The sequence below is a fragment of the Jannaschia rubra genome (genome assembly GCF_001403735.1).
Classification (GTDB): Bacteria; Pseudomonadota; Alphaproteobacteria; order Rhodobacterales; family Rhodobacteraceae; genus Jannaschia; species Jannaschia rubra.
Map to the genome: position 1 here is coordinate 169,525 of NZ_CXPG01000020.1, position 16,151 is coordinate 185,675.

A 16,151-nucleotide genomic window follows, 5' to 3' on the forward strand; every position below is an offset into this window, starting at 1 on the left:
GCCGACAGACGGCGATTGCGGCGAACCCGACGCCGCGGCAACGTCCGCTTAAAATCCCAATGTCTCCTGCCGGATACCCCTGCCATGATTAACCGTCGTCTTCTGTGCTCGACCGCCCTGACGACCCTGTCGATGCTCATCGCCCTGTCCGGTCCGGCACGGGCGCAGGTACTGAATTGGGACGGGCCGGACGCAGGCACGGTCGGCGGCGACGGCGTCTGGAACCGGACCGACGAGAACTTCACCGACGGCGGGGGTCCGGTCGCCTTTTCCGACGGCAGGGTCGTGGTCTTCGACGGCACCCCGGGGACCGTGACCGTCGAAGACGGCACCGCCCCTGCGGTCGGGGGCCTGCGGTTCACGGTGGGTGGCTACATCATCACCGGCGACACCATCGCCCAGGCAGCGGCCTCTGCGGCGACCATCGACCTGCAGGATGCGGGCACCACCACGATCGGCAGCGACTTGTCGGGCGAATGGTCGGCGGAGGGCACGCGGCTGAACAACGGCACGGTGTCGAACCTGGAGCTGACGGGGGCGAACGGATCGCTGACCCGGCTGACCGTCGGCCGCGACATCGCGGTGAGCGGCGCGGCCCTGGATACCGCTGCGGCGGTCGTCGTGAGCGCGGGCGGCAGTTTCGCCATCGGCGGTCGGATCGGGTCCCTCGCAACCTCGGGCGATACCGACATGGACGGCGCGGACATCGCGGGCGACGTGGACAACCGCGCGACCGGCACGCTGGACGTCGCGGGCGACACGACGGTGGGCGGGCGGTTCGACAACGCGGGGGCCGCGACGGTGCAATCGGGCACGCTGACGGTCGCGGAGGTACAGAACGCCGGCAGCCTGTCCGTGGACGACGGGGCGCGGATCGCGGGAAACATCGTGTCGAACGGCACGACGGCGGATCGCGCGGCCGTCATCATCGCAGGCAGGATCGCCGGTGCGGTGACGAACGGTCCGCAGTCCGACCTGACGGTAAGGAGTTCCGGCGGAGTCATCGCGGGCGACGTGGCGAATGCGGGCGACGCGGACCTCGACGGCACGCTGACGGGCGCGCTGACCAACGCCGGCGCGAATGCGGAGGCCCTGGTGGGGGGCGACGTCCAAGGCCAGGTGACGAACGAGAACGGGGCGAGCCTGACCTTCGACGGAGAGTCGACGGTCGGCGGCGCGGCCATCGACAACCGCGCCGACATGGACGTGACCGGCACGGTGACGACGGCGGGCATCGCCAACACCGGGAACGGCGACCTGACCGTTGCCGCGTCGGGCCGCGTCAACGGCGACATCGACAGTTCAGCGACCCTGACCCTGGCGGGCAGGGTGAAGGGCGACGTGGACGTCACCGCGGGCACTGCATCGGTCGGCGGCCGGATCACCGGCGACCTGAACCTGACGGGCGGCACGATCACGCAGGGCGCGGCGCTGGATGTGGACGGCACGCTGGACAACGGTGTGACGTTGGTCACGACGGCGAATGTAGATGCGGGCCGGGTGGATACTTCGGGCAATCTGACGGTCGCTGCCGGCGACCGCCTTCGGATCACGCGGAACGATGGTCGGGTCACGAACACGGGCGTCCTGACGGTTGCGGGCAGTGTCAGGGGTGACATCGACAGTTCATCGGACCTGCGGCTGACGGGCGCCTCCGGCGGCACGGTCGAAGTGACGGGCGACGTCGACGTGACCGCGGGGTCGGTCACGCTGTCGGGTGACGTGGACGGCGACCTGCGTCTTGCAGCGGGCACGACGGCCACGCAGACCGGCGGTCTGGCGGTATCGGGCACGCTGGATAACGCGACCACGCTGACCACCACGGCGGACCTGGCCGCGGGGGCGGTTACGAACGCCGGAACGCTGACTGTCGCCACGGGCGACCGCCTGACCGTGGATGGCGGTTCGGGGGCGGTGGCGAACACGGGTGCATTGACGGTGGCAGGTACGGTGGCGGGCGCCATCGACAGCTCCGGCACGCTCGACCTCAACGGCCTGCGCGACGGGGTGGCCGAGGTGACCGGCGATGTCGACGTGACGGGCGGCTCGGCCACGGTCCAGGGCGACTTGGGTGGCGACCTGACCCTGCGGGCCGGGGCCGACGTCGACCAGACCGGCGCGCTGTCGGTGGCGGGGCAGTTTCTGTCGGATACGGCGGCGGGCGACAGCCGCACGGTCGATTTCGACCTGGCGGCGGGCAGCATCGTCAATGACGGGGGCCTGTCCGTCACCGGCGCGCGGGTATCGGCCTCGGGGGCTCCGCCGCTGGTGCTCCGCAACCGCGGGCGGGGCGATCTGAGCATGGACGCGGCCTCGGTCATCGACGGCACCGTCCGGAACGAGGGCGGCGCGGTCACGCTGGCCGGGGGCCGCGTGACGGGCGACCTGATTACCGCGGGCGTCGCGCGACTGGCCGGGTCCATCGGCGGCGACCTCTCCATCGGCGCGAGCGGTGAGCGCACGACGATCACCGGCACGCTGAACGTGGGGCGCGGGATCGCGAACGACGGCAACCTGACCGTGGGCGATGCGGTCACGGCAAACGGCTTGCGGAACAGGGGCGACCTTGTCGTCGAGGATGCCGGCGGGTTGATCCTCGGGGGCAACCTCGTCAACGCCGGCACGGCGCGGATCGACGGCGACGTCACCGCGGTCGTCCTGTCCAACACGGGCGCGGGGCAGGTGACGCTGGGCGGCGCGCTGACCGGCGCCCTGTCGAACGTCGGGGGGCTGGCGACGCTGGCCGAAGGCGCCTCGGTATCGGGCGACGTCGCCAATACCGCGGAGCTGGATGTCACCGGCGCCGCGCGCGTCGGGGGCGCCTTCCGCAACGGCGGCGCCATGACCATCGACGACGCGGGCAACCTGACGGCGGCACGGCTCGCCAACAGCGGCACGCTCGACATCGACGGCACGCTGACCGGTGATCTCGCCAACGCCGCCCGGACCTCGCTGGCGGGGACGGTGACGGGAGCGATCATCAACGGCGGGGAGCTGATCGTGGACGGCGCGGCGCGCGCCGGCTCCGTTTCCAGCGACGCGACGTTGCGGATCGAGGCGGGCGGTTCGCTCGCCTCCGGGGTCGAGGTGACGGGCGGCACTATCGTAGTTGACGGCACGCTCGACGGCAGCCTGACCAACGTCGCCACGGGCCGGATCGCCGGCACCGTCACGGGCCCGGTGACGAACCGCGCGGCGGGCACCCTCGTCACCGTCTCGGGGACGCGGCTCGGCAGCCTCGACAATGCGGGAACCGTCCGCGTCGAGGATGGCGGCGTGCGGGTCTCGGCCGCAAGGAACGCGGGCACCGTCGCCGTGACCGAAACGGCTGCGCTCAGCGGCGGGAAGATCACCAACACCGGCACGCTGACCAACCGGGGCACGGTCGACAACGCTCTCGTCAACGCGAACGGTGCGACGATCCTGTCGTTCGGCGGCGCACGCTTCGACGGGTCGGTCACGCAGGCGGGCATGCTCCGCAGCGACGCCGGGCTGGTGCTGGCAGGCGGCGGACGCCTGCAGGGCACCTCCGTCACCGACCTGAGCCAAGGGTCCGGCGGCGCCTCCGTCCGCTATGACGCGATGGACGTGACCGGCCCGCTGGTAAGCAACGGCGGCACGCTCCGGTTCGATATCAACCTCAATACCGGAGCGGGCGGCGGCGGGCCGGGTGCCTTCGCCGATTACCTGCGGGTGCGCGACGGGGCGCTGACCGGTTCGCTCAACCTCGCGTTCGAGGGGCAGGGCACGCCCGGGGCGCTCGACCCGGGGGGCATTCTGGTGGTGGACGTCGACGACACGCAGGCGAACGCCTACAGCGTGGGCACGGTCAGCGGTCTCGCCTCGGTCGGCGCGCTCGTCTACCAACTGGAGGAACGGAACGGCGACCAGTTCGTCACCACGGCGGTCAACCCGGCCGTCGGCGGCTTGTCTGGCACCGTCAGCCTGACCCAGGCCCTGATTGGACAGGTCGTCAACCGGCCCAGCAGCCCCTTCGTCAGCGCGCTGGTCTCGCCCGGGGGCGACACCTGCAGCCCGGGCGTCTGGAGCCGTGCCATCGGCGGGACCGCCTCCGCCGAGGGCGACGTGACGAGTTCGACCGGAACCTTCGAGAACGATCTGGACGCCAATTACGGCGGCGTGCAGTTCGGCGCCGACTACGGCTGCGTCGACGGCGGCATCGCCGGGTACGACGTCACCGTGGGGGGCACGGCGGGATATACCTTCGGAACGGTAAAGCAGGACATCTTCGATTTCGACCCGCGCACCGGCGAGGTCATCACCGACCGGATCACCGCGCGCAGCGAGAACGACTTCGACCTGGCCTATGGCGGCGTCTATGTCGCCATCGCGCGCGGACCCTTCGTCGCCGATCTGCAGTACCGCTACGAGGAGACGGAGTTCGACCTGAGCACGCGCAGCTTCGTCGCGGGCGGCGGGATCGGCGTGCTCGACCAGACCTTCGACAGCACGGGCCACACCCTGAGCGGGTCGGTCAGCTATGCCATCCCTTTCGGCCCGGAGGACGGAGGTTGGGTGTTCGTGCCGACGGCCGGCTTCGCCCTGTCGCGGCAGGAGACGGACCCGGTGCGGTTCGCCGGCGGCGCCCGGCTGGAGCTTGACGACACCACGACGAAGATCGGCTTCGTCGGCGGCACGATCGCCCGCACCAAGGTGGCTCCGGACGAGCGCAGCGCGCTGTCGACCTTCGGGACCGCGACCTATTACGCCGATTTCTCGGACGATCTGAAGTCGACGTTCTTCGACAGCTCGGGCGGGTCGGACCGCATCTCGGTCGAGAACCTGGGCAGCTACGGAGAGGTGAGCGTTGGCTTGAACTATGTCCGCATTCTCGAGAAGGGGCAGGTCGGTCCGGCGCGGCAGGTGACGGGGTCGGTCCGGCTCGACGGGCGGCTGTCGGGCCGTTTGGACAGCGTCGGCGTGACCGCGCAGGTCCGGCTGCAATTCTGACCGCCGGGACGGGGCGGCAAACCGGGGGCGGCTTGACCCTTCCCGGTCCGCCGCCGCATTGTCGCGGCCAACTGGAATTCCGGCGTGGATGCCCCCCAGGGAAGGCTTGAGCGATGTCCTGGTCAGCAAGGTCGCCTGGCAGGAGAGGCTGTTCCTGCAGCCGCAGCACCTGCAACAGGCCGACCGCTATCAAGAGGCTAAGCTTCGCGCGCGCACCGGACTGGCCACGCTCTATCCCAGGGGGCTGGCCGAGATGAAGATCGACCGCGACCTGGCGCGGCAGAGCAAGCTGGGGCTGCGCGCCGCCGTGGGCATCCTGCCCGACGGCACCCCCTTTGACGCGTCCGGCACCTCGCCCCTGCCCGAATCCATCCCCGTGCCGGAGGATGCGGCGGGGCTGACGGTCTGGCTGTCGCTGCCCGACGTATCGGTGTCGGGGCGCGAGGTCGGCGCGGGTGCGGCCGCCGCCGCGACCCGCTGGCGCATCGCCCCCGAGACGGTGGTGGACAACGCGGCCTCCGGCCGGATCGAGCAGACGCTTGACCTGGCGCACCCCCGGCTGGAGCTGTCGCTTCGCAAGACGCCGCGGACGGGCTACCAGTGCATCCCGCTGGCGCGCTATGCCTCCGACCCGTCGTCCGGCAGCGGGATGCAGGCCACCGATTACCCGATGCTGATGGTGCTGAACCGCGATCTGCCGATCCTGCGCCGCCTGTCGTCGAGCCGCGTCGTCCACCCCGAGCGCCTGTTCGAGAAGCTCGTGTCGCTCGCCGGGGAGCTTGCGACCTTCGACCAGGGGGAGCGGCGGGCGGCGGACCATGCGGCCTACGACCACGACGATGCCCGCGCCAGCTTCGGCCCGGTGGTGTCGGACATCCAGCGGCTTCTGGCGCGCGACATGGGCCGCGCCGTCCGCCTGCCCCTGTGCGAGGTGCGGCCGGGCAGCTATGCGGCCATCGTCAACGACCGGCAGCTCTTCGCCTCGGCGACCTTCGTGGTGGAAGTGGGCGCGAACCTGCCGCTCACGCAGATCCAGGCGCAGTTCCCGCAATCGTGCAAGGTCGGGCCGTCGACACGGATGAAGGAGATCATCAACAACAAGCTGCCCGGCGTGGGCCCGGTGCATCTGCCCAATCCGCCCCGCCGCATTCGGGTGGTGGCCAGCAAGGTCTATTTCGTCTTCGACAAGTCGACCGACCTCTGGCGCGAGTTTTCCGTGGCTCCCGCCGTGGGGATGCCTTTCGCCGGCAACTGGCCGGACCTGCGGCTGGAGCTCTGGGCCGTACCGGACAACTTCTGAGGGGATCGCACGATGGCAGGGTGCGACGACGACAAGGATCGGACAGTGTTCGGGCAGCCGCTGCCCCGGCCCGCCGATGCGCCGCGCGCCGTGCCCCGCCCCGGTTCGGGTGGAACGCAGGCCCCGCCGGGCGACCGCACCGTCATCGGCGGCGCGCTGCCGGGGCAGAGGGGCGGCTTGGCGCCGCCGCAGCAGCCCGCGCAGCCCTATCCGCAGCAACAGCCCTATGGCCAGCCCGCGCCCTTCGGCGGCGCGGCCCCGAACAGCGGCCTGTTCCCCGAGCTTCCCCGGCAGGATGCGGCCCCCGACCGGGTCGAGCCGCGCATCTCGCTTCAGGATGCGCTGCGGCCCAGCGGCCTTGCGCAGACGGCCATTCGCAACCCCATCGTGCGGGCGGCCTCGGACCTGCTGATCCTGCTCGGGCGCCTCAGGACGGGCCTCGTCGAGATGTAGAGCGGCCCCCTGCCGGAGCATACCGCGCGGGAGATCGACCAGTTCGAGCGTCGCGCGTTGCAGGCCGGCGTCGCCCCGCAGGACATCGACCTTGCCAAATACGCCCTGTCGGCCACGGCGGACGACATCGTGCAGAACCTGCCCGGCACCGACCGGGGCGCCTGGATCCAGTACGGGATGGCCGCGCGGTTCTTCAACGACCGCTCCTCGGGCGTGAACTTCTTTCGCCGGCTGGAGGACGCCATGCGCGCGCCGGGCCAGCGCTACGACGTGCTGGAGCTGATGCTGATCTGCCTGCAACTGGGGTTCGAGGGACAGTACCGCACCAGTGCCGGCGGATCGGTCGAGTTGCAGCGCGGGCGCGCCGCGCTCTACGAGACGCTGCGTCGGGTGGTCACGCGGCCTGGCGACGACATCTCGGTCGCATGGGAGGCGGTGCCGCTGGGCGATCGCCGGCGATACGGCGGGCTGCCGGTCTGGGTGGTCATGGCCATCGCGCTCGGCATGGTCGTGGCGCCGTTCCTGACGCTGTCGACGCTGCTCAACCGGCAGGAGGCCGAGGTTCAGGCGGGAGTGCTGGGCCTGCACCGCAACCTGCCCGCCGTGACCATCGAACGCTCCGCCCCGGTGGTGGAATACCAGGCACCCGAGGCCACGCAGATCGAACGCATCCGCGCGACGTTGGCGCCCCAGATCGCGGCGGGTGCGGTGGACGTCGGCGCGCTCAACGATTTCATCTATGTGCGGCTGGGCAAGGTGCTGCGCTTCGGGTCGGGCAGCGACCAGTTGGAGGGCGACTTCGCCCCCCTCGCCGCGCGCATCCTGGAGGCGGTGAACGCCGAGACCGGCGAGGTTCGCGTCGTGGGCCACACCGACAGCGTGTCCGCAAGCCTCCGCGGGCAGTTCAAGACGAACGAGGCGCTGTCGGTCGCCCGCGCCACCATGGTGCGCGACATGCTGGCGGAGGGCATCGACGATCCGGCGCGCCCGAAGGCCGAGGGCGCGGGGACTACCGATCCCATCGCCGACGACGCCACCGCGGCGGGCCGAGGCCCGAACCGGCGGGTCGAGACCCTGATGGCGAAGGAAGCGGGCCAATGAGGCTGTTCGGCGTCGTTCCCATCCCCGGCCCCCGGCGGCTGTGGCGGATTTCCTGGCTGCGGATCCCGATCCTGCTGCTCGGGCTTCTGGTCCTGTGCCTGGCGATCTGGTTCGGGATGCCGCGCATTCCCGGAGCGCCGTTCTCGACGATCTGGCTGCGCGCGACGGTGATCGGTCTTCTGGTGGGGACGATCCTGCTGGCGCGCCTGCTGAAGTGGCGCAAGCGCCGAAGGGCCGCCCGCGCGCTGCGGGAGGAACTGATCGAGCGCGCGCCCCTGGGCGACGGCGAGGTGCTCGCCGAACGGATGCAGGAGGCGCTGGCCACGCTGAAGAACGCGGGGGGCAAGACCGACCTCTATGACCTGCCGTGGTACGTCATCATCGGGCCGCCGGGCGCGGGCAAGACGACCGCGCTGGCCAATGCGGGGATCGAGGTTCCGGGCTCGAAGCCCGACGCGGTCGAAGGCTTCGGCGGCACGCGCAACTGCGACTGGTGGTACGCGGAGGACGCCGTCCTGATCGACACCGCCGGGCGCTACACCACGCAGGACAGCGGGGCAGAGGCGGACAGGGCCTCGTGGAACGCCTTCCTTGACCCCTTGAAGAAGGGCCGCCCGAACCAGCCGATCAACGGCGTGATCCTGGCCTTCTCGGTCGAGGACATGATGAACGCCTCCGAGACCGAGATCGCGGCCCATGCCGCGACGGTGCGCGCGCGGCTGGCCGAGATCCACGAACGGCTCGAGATCGACTTCCCGGTCTATGTCCTGTTCACCAAGGCCGACCTGATCGCGGGGTTCCGCGAGTATCTCGCGTCGTTCTCGGCCGCCCGGCGGCGCGGCGTCTGGAGCACGACCTTCCAGACCCACGACCGGCAGGCCGAGACATGGAGCCAGGTGGGCGAGCATTTCGACGCGCTCGTCACCCGCCTGTCGGACGAGACCATCGACCGCATGTCCGAGGAACCCGACGCCTTCAGCGGCATTGCGATCTTCGGCCTGCCCGGGCAGATGGCGCTGATGCGCGACAACGTCACCACCTTCCTGCGCCGCGTGTTCGAGCCGACGCGCTACAAGACCAACGCCATCCTGCGGGGGTTCTACTTCACCTCCGGCACGCAGGAGGGCACGCCCATCGACCAGGTGCTGGGCGCCATGTCGCGAGCCAAGGCGGATGCCATGGCCGATCTTGGTCAGGACGAGCCGCGTCTGCGCGACGTGGTGATCGCCGACGCCGACCCCGCGCCCAGCCTGCAACCGCTCGACATGCTGCGCGGCGCCATGGCGGGCTATGGCGATACGCGTGAGCAGGAGACCTGGGAGGGGCTGGGCCTCGGTCAGCGCGAACGGCTGAACGGCGCGGCGATGCGGGCCTATCCCGACGGGCTGGAGCGGATGCTGCGGCCGCGCGCCATCCTGCAAGTCGAGACCGATCTGGAGGCCGCGATCCTCGAGCGCGACATCCCGTCGATCTATCGCATCCTCAAGGTCTATCTGCTGCTGGGCGGACAGGGCGAGGGCAAGACCGACGACGCGGCCATCCAGTCCTATCTGGGCGAGGTCTGGTGCGGCACCTTCGCGCAGGTGGGCCAGATCGACGAGCGCGAGGCGCTAAAGGCCCATCTGACCGCCATGCTGGCACTGGACGACACCCGCCGCATCGACATCCCGATCGACGCCGAACTCGTGGCCCGCGCGCGGCAGGACATCACCGAACTGCCGCTGGCCGAACAGGCCTATGCCTCGATCCGCGACCGCTCCGTCAACTCCGGCGTGCCACCCTTCGACCTGTCGGAGCGGCTGGGGCCGGCGGGCGGGCAGGTCTTCGCCGTACAGGGCGGCGACGTCGCCGCGGTGGAGATCCCCTCGCTGTTCACCTTCGAGGGCTACTGGGGGTTCTTCCTGGAGGAGCTGACGAACGCCCGTGAGCGGCTTCAGGACGACCAGTGGGTGCTGGGCGAGGCCGCCGCCCGCGTCGACCACGACGGGCAACTTTCGGGGCTGGAGGGGGAACTGCACCAGCTTTACGGCCGCGATTTCGTCGATGCCTGGACCACCATGCTGGACGGGTTGCGGCTGGCGCCCATGGTGCGGGACGCGCCGGGCTACGACGCGCTCGGTGCCGCAGCATCGCCCGCCTCCTCGCCCCTTCTGAAGCTGGTCGAGACGGTCGAGGAGGAGACGCGGCTCACCCGGCTCTACGACACGATCGAAGGGCTCGTCGCCGCCGACCTGGCCGCGGCCGCGGGGGGCGGAGAGCTCGGGTCGAACACGGGCGACGCGGTATTCCGCCGGATCTATCAGCGCTCCGGCGTGTTCAGCGGCGTGGTTCTCGACGCCGCGCAGAACAACACCAAGGCGCAGGACTGCGTCGGCGCCGCCGCCGGGGGCGCCACCGAGGACGTGCAGCGTCGTCAGGTCGAGCGGATCGCCGGCCGGTTCGAGCAATGGCACCTGCTTTTGCGCGGCGAGCGCGGGTCGCGGCCCAGCGACGCCATCCTCGCCGTAGTGGGGGAGTTGCGCGACAACCCCCGCATCGCCGCGGGCGCGCCGTCCGCGGCCGACGAACAGGTGCTACAGCAGATCCTGTCGCGCCTGACTGCGAGCAACAGCGCGCTGCCGCCGCCGATGGCCGACTGGCTGGGCGCAATGGAGCGGAAGTTCCGCGCCGTGGCGCAGGACGCGACCATATCCGACCTGAACCGCGCCCTGAACGAGGAAGTCTCGCAGTTCTGCGCGCAGTTCGCGGCGCCGCTCTATCCGTTCGGGGACGGGCGGCACATCTCCTCGGGCGTCTTCGGCGAGTTCTTCGCGGCAGGCGGCCGGATGGACCGCTTCGACGGCACCTGGCTCGGCCCCCATGTGACCCGCACGGCCGAAGGCATCGTGCCCGTGCCCGGCAGCGCCGTGGGCGACGGCCTGAACCCCGCCGACCTGCGCCAGTTCGAGTGGGCAGAGACGATTCGCGCGGCCTTCTTCGGCGGCGGCCCGCCCGAGCCACAGGGGAGCACGTTGAACAGCCACGTCAGCAGCTCGCCCTCGGTGGAGCTGGCGCTCCTGACGCTGAACGGCGACGACATCCGCACCGCGCCCGGCGACCAGCCGATCCGCCTCGACTGGCCGAGCGAGGGGTCGGGCGTGTCGGTGGAGCTCTACCCGCCGGAGGCCAGGCGCGCGGGCGCGGCCAGCTATGGCGACGGGCGCCGGGCCATCATCGACTTCCTGCGGCGCGGCCGCGCCCAGGTCTCCGGCAACGTGGCCGAGGTGACGCACCAGATCGGCGGCCGCACGATCACCTACCGGACCGAGGCCGACAGCACGACGGTGCCCTGCCTCATGCCCGAACTCAGCGATTTCTCCTGCACCATGAGCCTTGAATGACGGCGATCCTCGGCAAGCACCCCTGTTGGGGCCATTTCCTGCGGCACGGCTGGCCCGAGGGCATGGCCGAGCGGCTGGAGGCCTGGATCGACGCGGCGTTCGGCGCGGTGCGCGAGGATGCCGCCTGGAACGCGGCAGCCCCGCTGCGGTTCCGCATGGGCGGCGCCCTGCAGGGCGTCCTGCGGTTCTCGAAGGACCGGGTGGGGCGGCGGCACCCCCTGATCCTGGCGAAGGCGGGAGTGGCGGACCTGATCGATCCGACCCCCTGGAAGACGCTGGAGGCGCAGGACATCGTCGCCGGTAAGGATCTGGCCGCGCGCTTCGCGGGACTTGCAACAAAGCCGGCCAGTGCCGTGGTCTGGGCCGTCGACGCCGACGGTGATATGAGCGCGCTGCTCGCGGCCGCGGAAGGCCGAAGCGGACGCCGCCGTGGCCGGACGGTCGCATTGGTGGCGCGCCGGTGCGCCCGCCGCCTGGCTTTCGCTGCCTGGCCTGCCCGACCCGGCGGCCCTGCGGTTTCAGATGGGGGTCGCGTCCTGAGGGGGGACTGGACATGAACTTGACCTACAAGACCGGGCACCGCAGCGATGTGGGTCTTGTCCGCAAGATCAACGAGGATGCGTCTCTGGCGATGCCCGACAGCGGTCTCTGGGTCGTGGCCGACGGGATGGGCGGACATTCCGCCGGCGACGTGGCCAGCACGACCGTGGTGCGGGCGCTGGGGTCCACCGGGCTCGCAGCCGGGCTGGACGACCTGACGGCGCGGGTCCGCGACCGGCTGACCCAGGCCAATTCGGCGATCCGCGACCATGCCGAGGTCAATCAGCTGGGCACCATCGGCGCGACCGTCGTCGCGCTTCTGGTGGCGGAAGACGGCGCGCGCGTCATCTGGTCCGGCGACAGCCGCCTCTACCGCCTGCGCGAGGGGCGGCTCACACGGCTGACCCGCGACCATACGGAGGTGAACCAGCTTCTGGAATCGGGCGCGATCACCGAGGCCGAGGCAGAGGTCTATCCCCGCCGCAACGTCATCACCCGCGCCATCGGCGTAACCGAACTGCCCGACCTCGAGACGCGGGACTTCGACGCCGCGCCGGGCGACATCTGGCTTCTGTGCTCCGATGGTCTGACCGAGCATCTGCCCGACGGCGACATCCGCGACCTGCTGGAAGGGGCGGACCCCCAGACGGCCTGCGATGCGATGGTCCGCCTGGTGCTGGAGCGGGGCGCGCGCGACAACGTGACCTTGATTGCCATCGCTGCGGCACGGACGCCGCAGGAAGGGGCGGCGCCGGCGCAAGATCTCGATGAGGTGCCGCTGGAGGGGATCATCGGCGATGGCTGACGACGGGCACGACCGGGACAACGACGACCGCACCCGCATCGCCGGGATCGCGTCCGACGCGGACCCCGACTATGGCCCGGTCGACGTACCGGAATCGAAGGCGGAGCAGCCTTCGATGCCGCCCTACGGAGACAGCAACGCACCCCCGCCCGTCCCCCGCCCCGGCACCGCCTCGGGCCCGACGGTGCCCATGGGCACACTCATCAACAACAACTACAAGATCACGGATGTCCTGAAGGCCGGCGGCATGGGCGAGGTCTATCGCGGCGAAAACGTCTTCACCCATGACCCCGTGGCCATCAAGCTGGTCAAGCCCGACCTCGCCGGCGACGAGAAGATCGCCCTGATGTTCCGGCGCGAGGCGCGGACGCTGGGGCAACTCGTCGACGATGCGATCGTGCGGTACTACAACTTCGTCCAGGATCCGCAGATCGACCGCTATTGCCTCGTCATGGAGTTCATCGAGGGCTTCCCCCTGTCGGAGCTGATCGAACGGCGCGGCCCCCTGTCCTCGATCGAGGCGCGCGGCCTGATGCGGCGGCTGGCGGCGGGGCTGGGCAAGGCGCATCAGATGCAGATCGTGCACCGCGACCTGTCGCCCGACAACGTCATGCTGCCCGGCGGGTCCATCGCGGGCGCGAAGCTGATCGACTTCGGTATCGCCCGCTCGCCCCTCGTCACCGAAGGCACGATGGCCGGGCAGTTCGCGGGCAAGTTCAAGTTCGTCTCGCCCGAGCAACTGGGTCATTACGACGGGCAGATCGGCCCGGCGACCGACATCTACTGTCTGGGCCTCATGATCGCGGCCGCAGTGCGTGGCGAGGCGCTGCCCATGGGCGGCTCGATCGTCGAGGCGGTCGAGGCCCGCCGCCGGGTGCCCGACCTGTCGGACGTGCCCGCGGACCTTCAGGCCATCCTGTCGCACATGCTGCAACCCGACCCGGCGGATCGGCCGGCCTCCATGGCGGAGGTGATTTCGATGCTCGGCGACGCCCCGTTGTCGCGGGCGGCGTCGGGCCTGGCGCCGTCCTTCGTGCAACCCACCTCCGCGTCGGGCCTGCGCTTGCCCCCCGTTGCCGGAATGATGACGCAGCAGCGACCCGTGGGCACTCGCCCGCCGACCGTCACGGCGCCCCCAATCCTTGAGGACCGAGGCGACGAACGCCGTGTCGTCGGGCTTCTGGTGGCGCTGTTCTTCGCGATCCTGGGGGCGGCGGGCTGGTACGGCTGGACCGAGGGACTGATCGGAAGCGACGGGACCACGCCTGTCCAGTCCGGGGACGGACCCGTCCCCGACGCCCCCCGGGCGGACACCGGTCCGGTCACGCGGGCCGCCTTCCTCGCCACCTTCGGCGAAGGATGCGCGCTGGCGCTGCGCCGCTCATCGGGGCCGATGGCGGGGCTCGTCGAGGGGTTCGGCCATGGCGCCGACTGGAGCGCGCTGCCCGACGCCTATGACGCGGCCTTCGGCGGCAGGCCCGAGGTCGTGGCGCGAGAACTGACTGCCGCGCAATGCGCCGTCCTTGACTTCGCCCGTCCCATGGTCGGCGCCGAGGCGGGCGCGATGCTCGACCTCGCGCTGGACGGCGACGCGGTCGATAGCGGTACGGCGCTGACGGGGCGGTTGATCGACCCGCTGGAGCGGCCCGTCTGGCTGGCGCTGGTGACGCCCGACGGCGCGGTCTGGAACATTTCCGACAGGCTCAGCGCGTCGGTGGGCGACCGCCGGGTCCTGCGGGTGGGGCTGGAACAGCCGCCGGGGGCGGAGGCGGCCGGCCAACTCCTGATCGCGGTCGCTACGCCCCGCCCGCTGGCCAGCGCCGCGGCGGCCGCGCCCGGCACGCCGGCCGCGGACCTCCTGCCACTGGTCGCGGCCGAACTGGACCGGCGGGGCGGGGAGGCGGCGGTGTCGCTGGCCCATGTCACGCTGTCGTCGCCGCCCGGGCCCGACCCCGGCGAGTGATCCGCCCTAGCGGATGTCCACGGTCTCGACCCCCAGATCGCCCCGCAGGATATCGTCGGGCAGACCGGTGAACACATCTTCCGCCAGCCGTCCCATCCGGTCGCGCAGGTCGGAAGGCGCGGTGCGGGTGGTCAGGGCCACGACGATCTGCCGCGTGTCGCGGGCAGGGCCGTCGCGGTTCACCGGAGCGTCGATCCGCGCGACGTTGCCCGCCACCGTCGTGAATGGCCCAAGGTCCTGAACCACACCGTTGTCGTCGATCAGCAGGACGGTCAGATACCGCCCCGCGACACCCTGCACGATGCCGGTGAGCGCGGTGCCACTGTCCACGACGGTCGCGTCGAGGCGGAGCCCCAGCCGCGTCGCGGGATGGTCCGGCGCGCCCCGCAGCCAGTCGAGCGCATGGCACTGCCGAGGGTCGATCAGCGCGCGCGTCTGCGGCGTTGCCGCCAGGTCGCCCGTCAGGATGGCCTGCGCCAGCCGGTCGAGGGCGCCGCCGTCGGTGCCGATGAGGGCGAGGGCCGCGCCGTCCGCGCCGGCCCGGCGGGGAAGGGCCAGCGTGCAATCCTGGCCCGGAACCTTCGCCACGCGGTCCAGAAGCTCCCCCACGGAGACGTCCTGGACGCTGGGGGCGCTTGTCTGGGAGGATCCGGAGACGATGGTGTCCGGCTCGTGTCCGGGCCGCTCCGCGGGGGCGACCGGCGGCAGGGCGGCGATCACCGGGGCATCAGGGTCGCCGATGGGTGCGGATGCCGGCCCGGCCTCGGCGGCCACCGGGGCCACGGCAACGGACGGCCCGGGGAGCGGACCCACGGGGGTCAGAGCGGCGGGCGGGACGGCCCCGGCCACCGAAGGGGGGATGGGGTCGAGCGGCGTGAGGGGGCCGATGGGGGCAAGGGTGTGGGGCGCTGCGATGGGCGCCAGCGGTGCGGAAGGGCCGGTGTCGCCGGTGCCAGAGCCTGACGGTTCTGCGTCGGAGATCGGCGGCAGGGATTCGGGGGGCATCTCGACCGGGGCCACGGCCGGGTCGGGGTGGACCGCCTCGACCCCGGCGAGAGTGGCCGGGGCGAGGGTCTGGAGCGAGATCGAAAATTCCGGCGTCGGCAGTTCGGGCGCCTCTGGCGGGTCGAAGGTGAGGTCCGCGAGCGCCAGCGCCGCGACTGCTGCGACGCCGTGCACGGCAAGCGACCCCAGGATGGCCCAGGGCCATTGCCCATAGCGCGCCCCCGTCATTCGTCGACGTCCAGCGTGACGAGGCGGATCTCGACCGCCGCGAGGGTCGAATTCGACAGGAGCGCCACGAGGTCCGTGGCCCGCGCCTCGCCAGCGATGAAGACGTTGAGGACAGGCCGCTCCTCGTCCGTAGCGGCCATGATGGCGGGGCCGAGAACACCCTTGTTCACCGCCGTGCCGTCGAGGATCAAGGCGCCGTCATCGCCCACGATCAGCAGGGGACGTGGCAGGGCGGCAATGGGCAGTTGCGTCGTCCGCGCCAGCGATACGCCGGGATCCGGGCTGCCGAACAGTTGGCCCGTAGCCAGGAAAAAGAAGATGAGCAGAAGCACGATGTTCACGATCGCGAAGGACGTGTCGAGCCTGCGGGACGGTTTGCGGGGAGCGGTCAGCAGGCGGCGCATG

At 71.2% G+C, this 16,151-nt stretch carries 10 protein-coding genes; 8 read left to right on the forward strand and 2 right to left on the reverse strand.

Features of this window, described 5'->3' with window-relative positions; all coding sequences use genetic code 11:
- Positions 1–84: 84 nt before the first annotated feature.
- The 8 genes from JAN5088_RS10470 (at position 85) to JAN5088_RS10505 (ending at position 14,513) form a co-directional block, all read left to right on the forward strand.
- Complete coding sequence (locus JAN5088_RS10470; protein WP_055682762.1) at positions 85–4,971, forward strand: hypothetical protein; 4,887 nt, start codon at positions 85–87, stop codon at positions 4,969–4,971.
- A 106-nt stretch (positions 4,972–5,077) separates the two neighbouring features.
- Positions 5,078–6,271, forward strand: a complete 1,194-nt coding sequence (tssK, locus tag JAN5088_RS10475) for a type VI secretion system baseplate subunit TssK (protein ID WP_055682763.1) — start codon at positions 5,078–5,080, stop codon at positions 6,269–6,271.
- A gap of 12 nt (positions 6,272–6,283) precedes the next feature.
- A complete protein-coding gene (locus JAN5088_RS18660; protein ID WP_055682764.1) occupies positions 6,284–6,724 on the forward strand; it encodes a hypothetical protein in 441 nt (146 codons plus the stop codon).
- 9 nt (positions 6,725–6,733) lie between these two features.
- Complete coding sequence (gene icmH, locus JAN5088_RS10485) at positions 6,734–7,825, forward strand: type IVB secretion system protein IcmH/DotU (protein WP_143114635.1); 1,092 nt, start codon at positions 6,734–6,736, stop codon at positions 7,823–7,825.
- On the forward strand, positions 7,822–11,205 hold the full coding sequence (gene tssM, locus JAN5088_RS10490; RefSeq protein ID WP_055682766.1) for a type VI secretion system membrane subunit TssM: 3,384 nt from the start codon (positions 7,822–7,824) through the stop codon (positions 11,203–11,205). Before icmH ends, tssM begins: the two co-directional genes overlap by 4 nt.
- Positions 11,202–11,762, forward strand: coding sequence for a TagF domain-containing protein (locus JAN5088_RS10495; protein WP_055682767.1), 561 nt, complete (start codon positions 11,202–11,204; stop codon positions 11,760–11,762). The genes tssM and JAN5088_RS10495 overlap by 4 nt, the downstream gene beginning before the upstream one ends.
- Entirely contained in the window at positions 11,759–12,550 is a 792-nt protein-coding gene (locus JAN5088_RS10500) for a PP2C family protein-serine/threonine phosphatase (protein WP_055682768.1), read from the forward strand. Before JAN5088_RS10495 ends, JAN5088_RS10500 begins: the two co-directional genes overlap by 4 nt.
- Positions 12,543–14,513, forward strand: coding sequence for a serine/threonine-protein kinase (locus JAN5088_RS10505; RefSeq protein WP_055682769.1), 1,971 nt, complete (start codon positions 12,543–12,545; stop codon positions 14,511–14,513). Before JAN5088_RS10500 ends, JAN5088_RS10505 begins: the two co-directional genes overlap by 8 nt.
- 6 nt (positions 14,514–14,519) lie before the next feature.
- Here the strand turns inward: JAN5088_RS10505 and JAN5088_RS10510 are convergent, their stop codons facing one another.
- Positions 14,520–15,746 (reverse strand): hypothetical protein, encoded by a 1,227-nt coding sequence (locus tag JAN5088_RS10510; protein WP_055682770.1) that lies wholly within the window; start codon positions 15,744–15,746, stop codon positions 14,520–14,522.
- Positions 15,743–16,150, reverse strand: a complete 408-nt coding sequence (locus tag JAN5088_RS10515) for an ExbD/TolR family protein (RefSeq protein ID WP_055682771.1) — start codon at positions 16,148–16,150, stop codon at positions 15,743–15,745. Before JAN5088_RS10515 ends, JAN5088_RS10510 begins: the two co-directional genes overlap by 4 nt.
- Position 16,151: the final 1 nt, after the last annotated feature.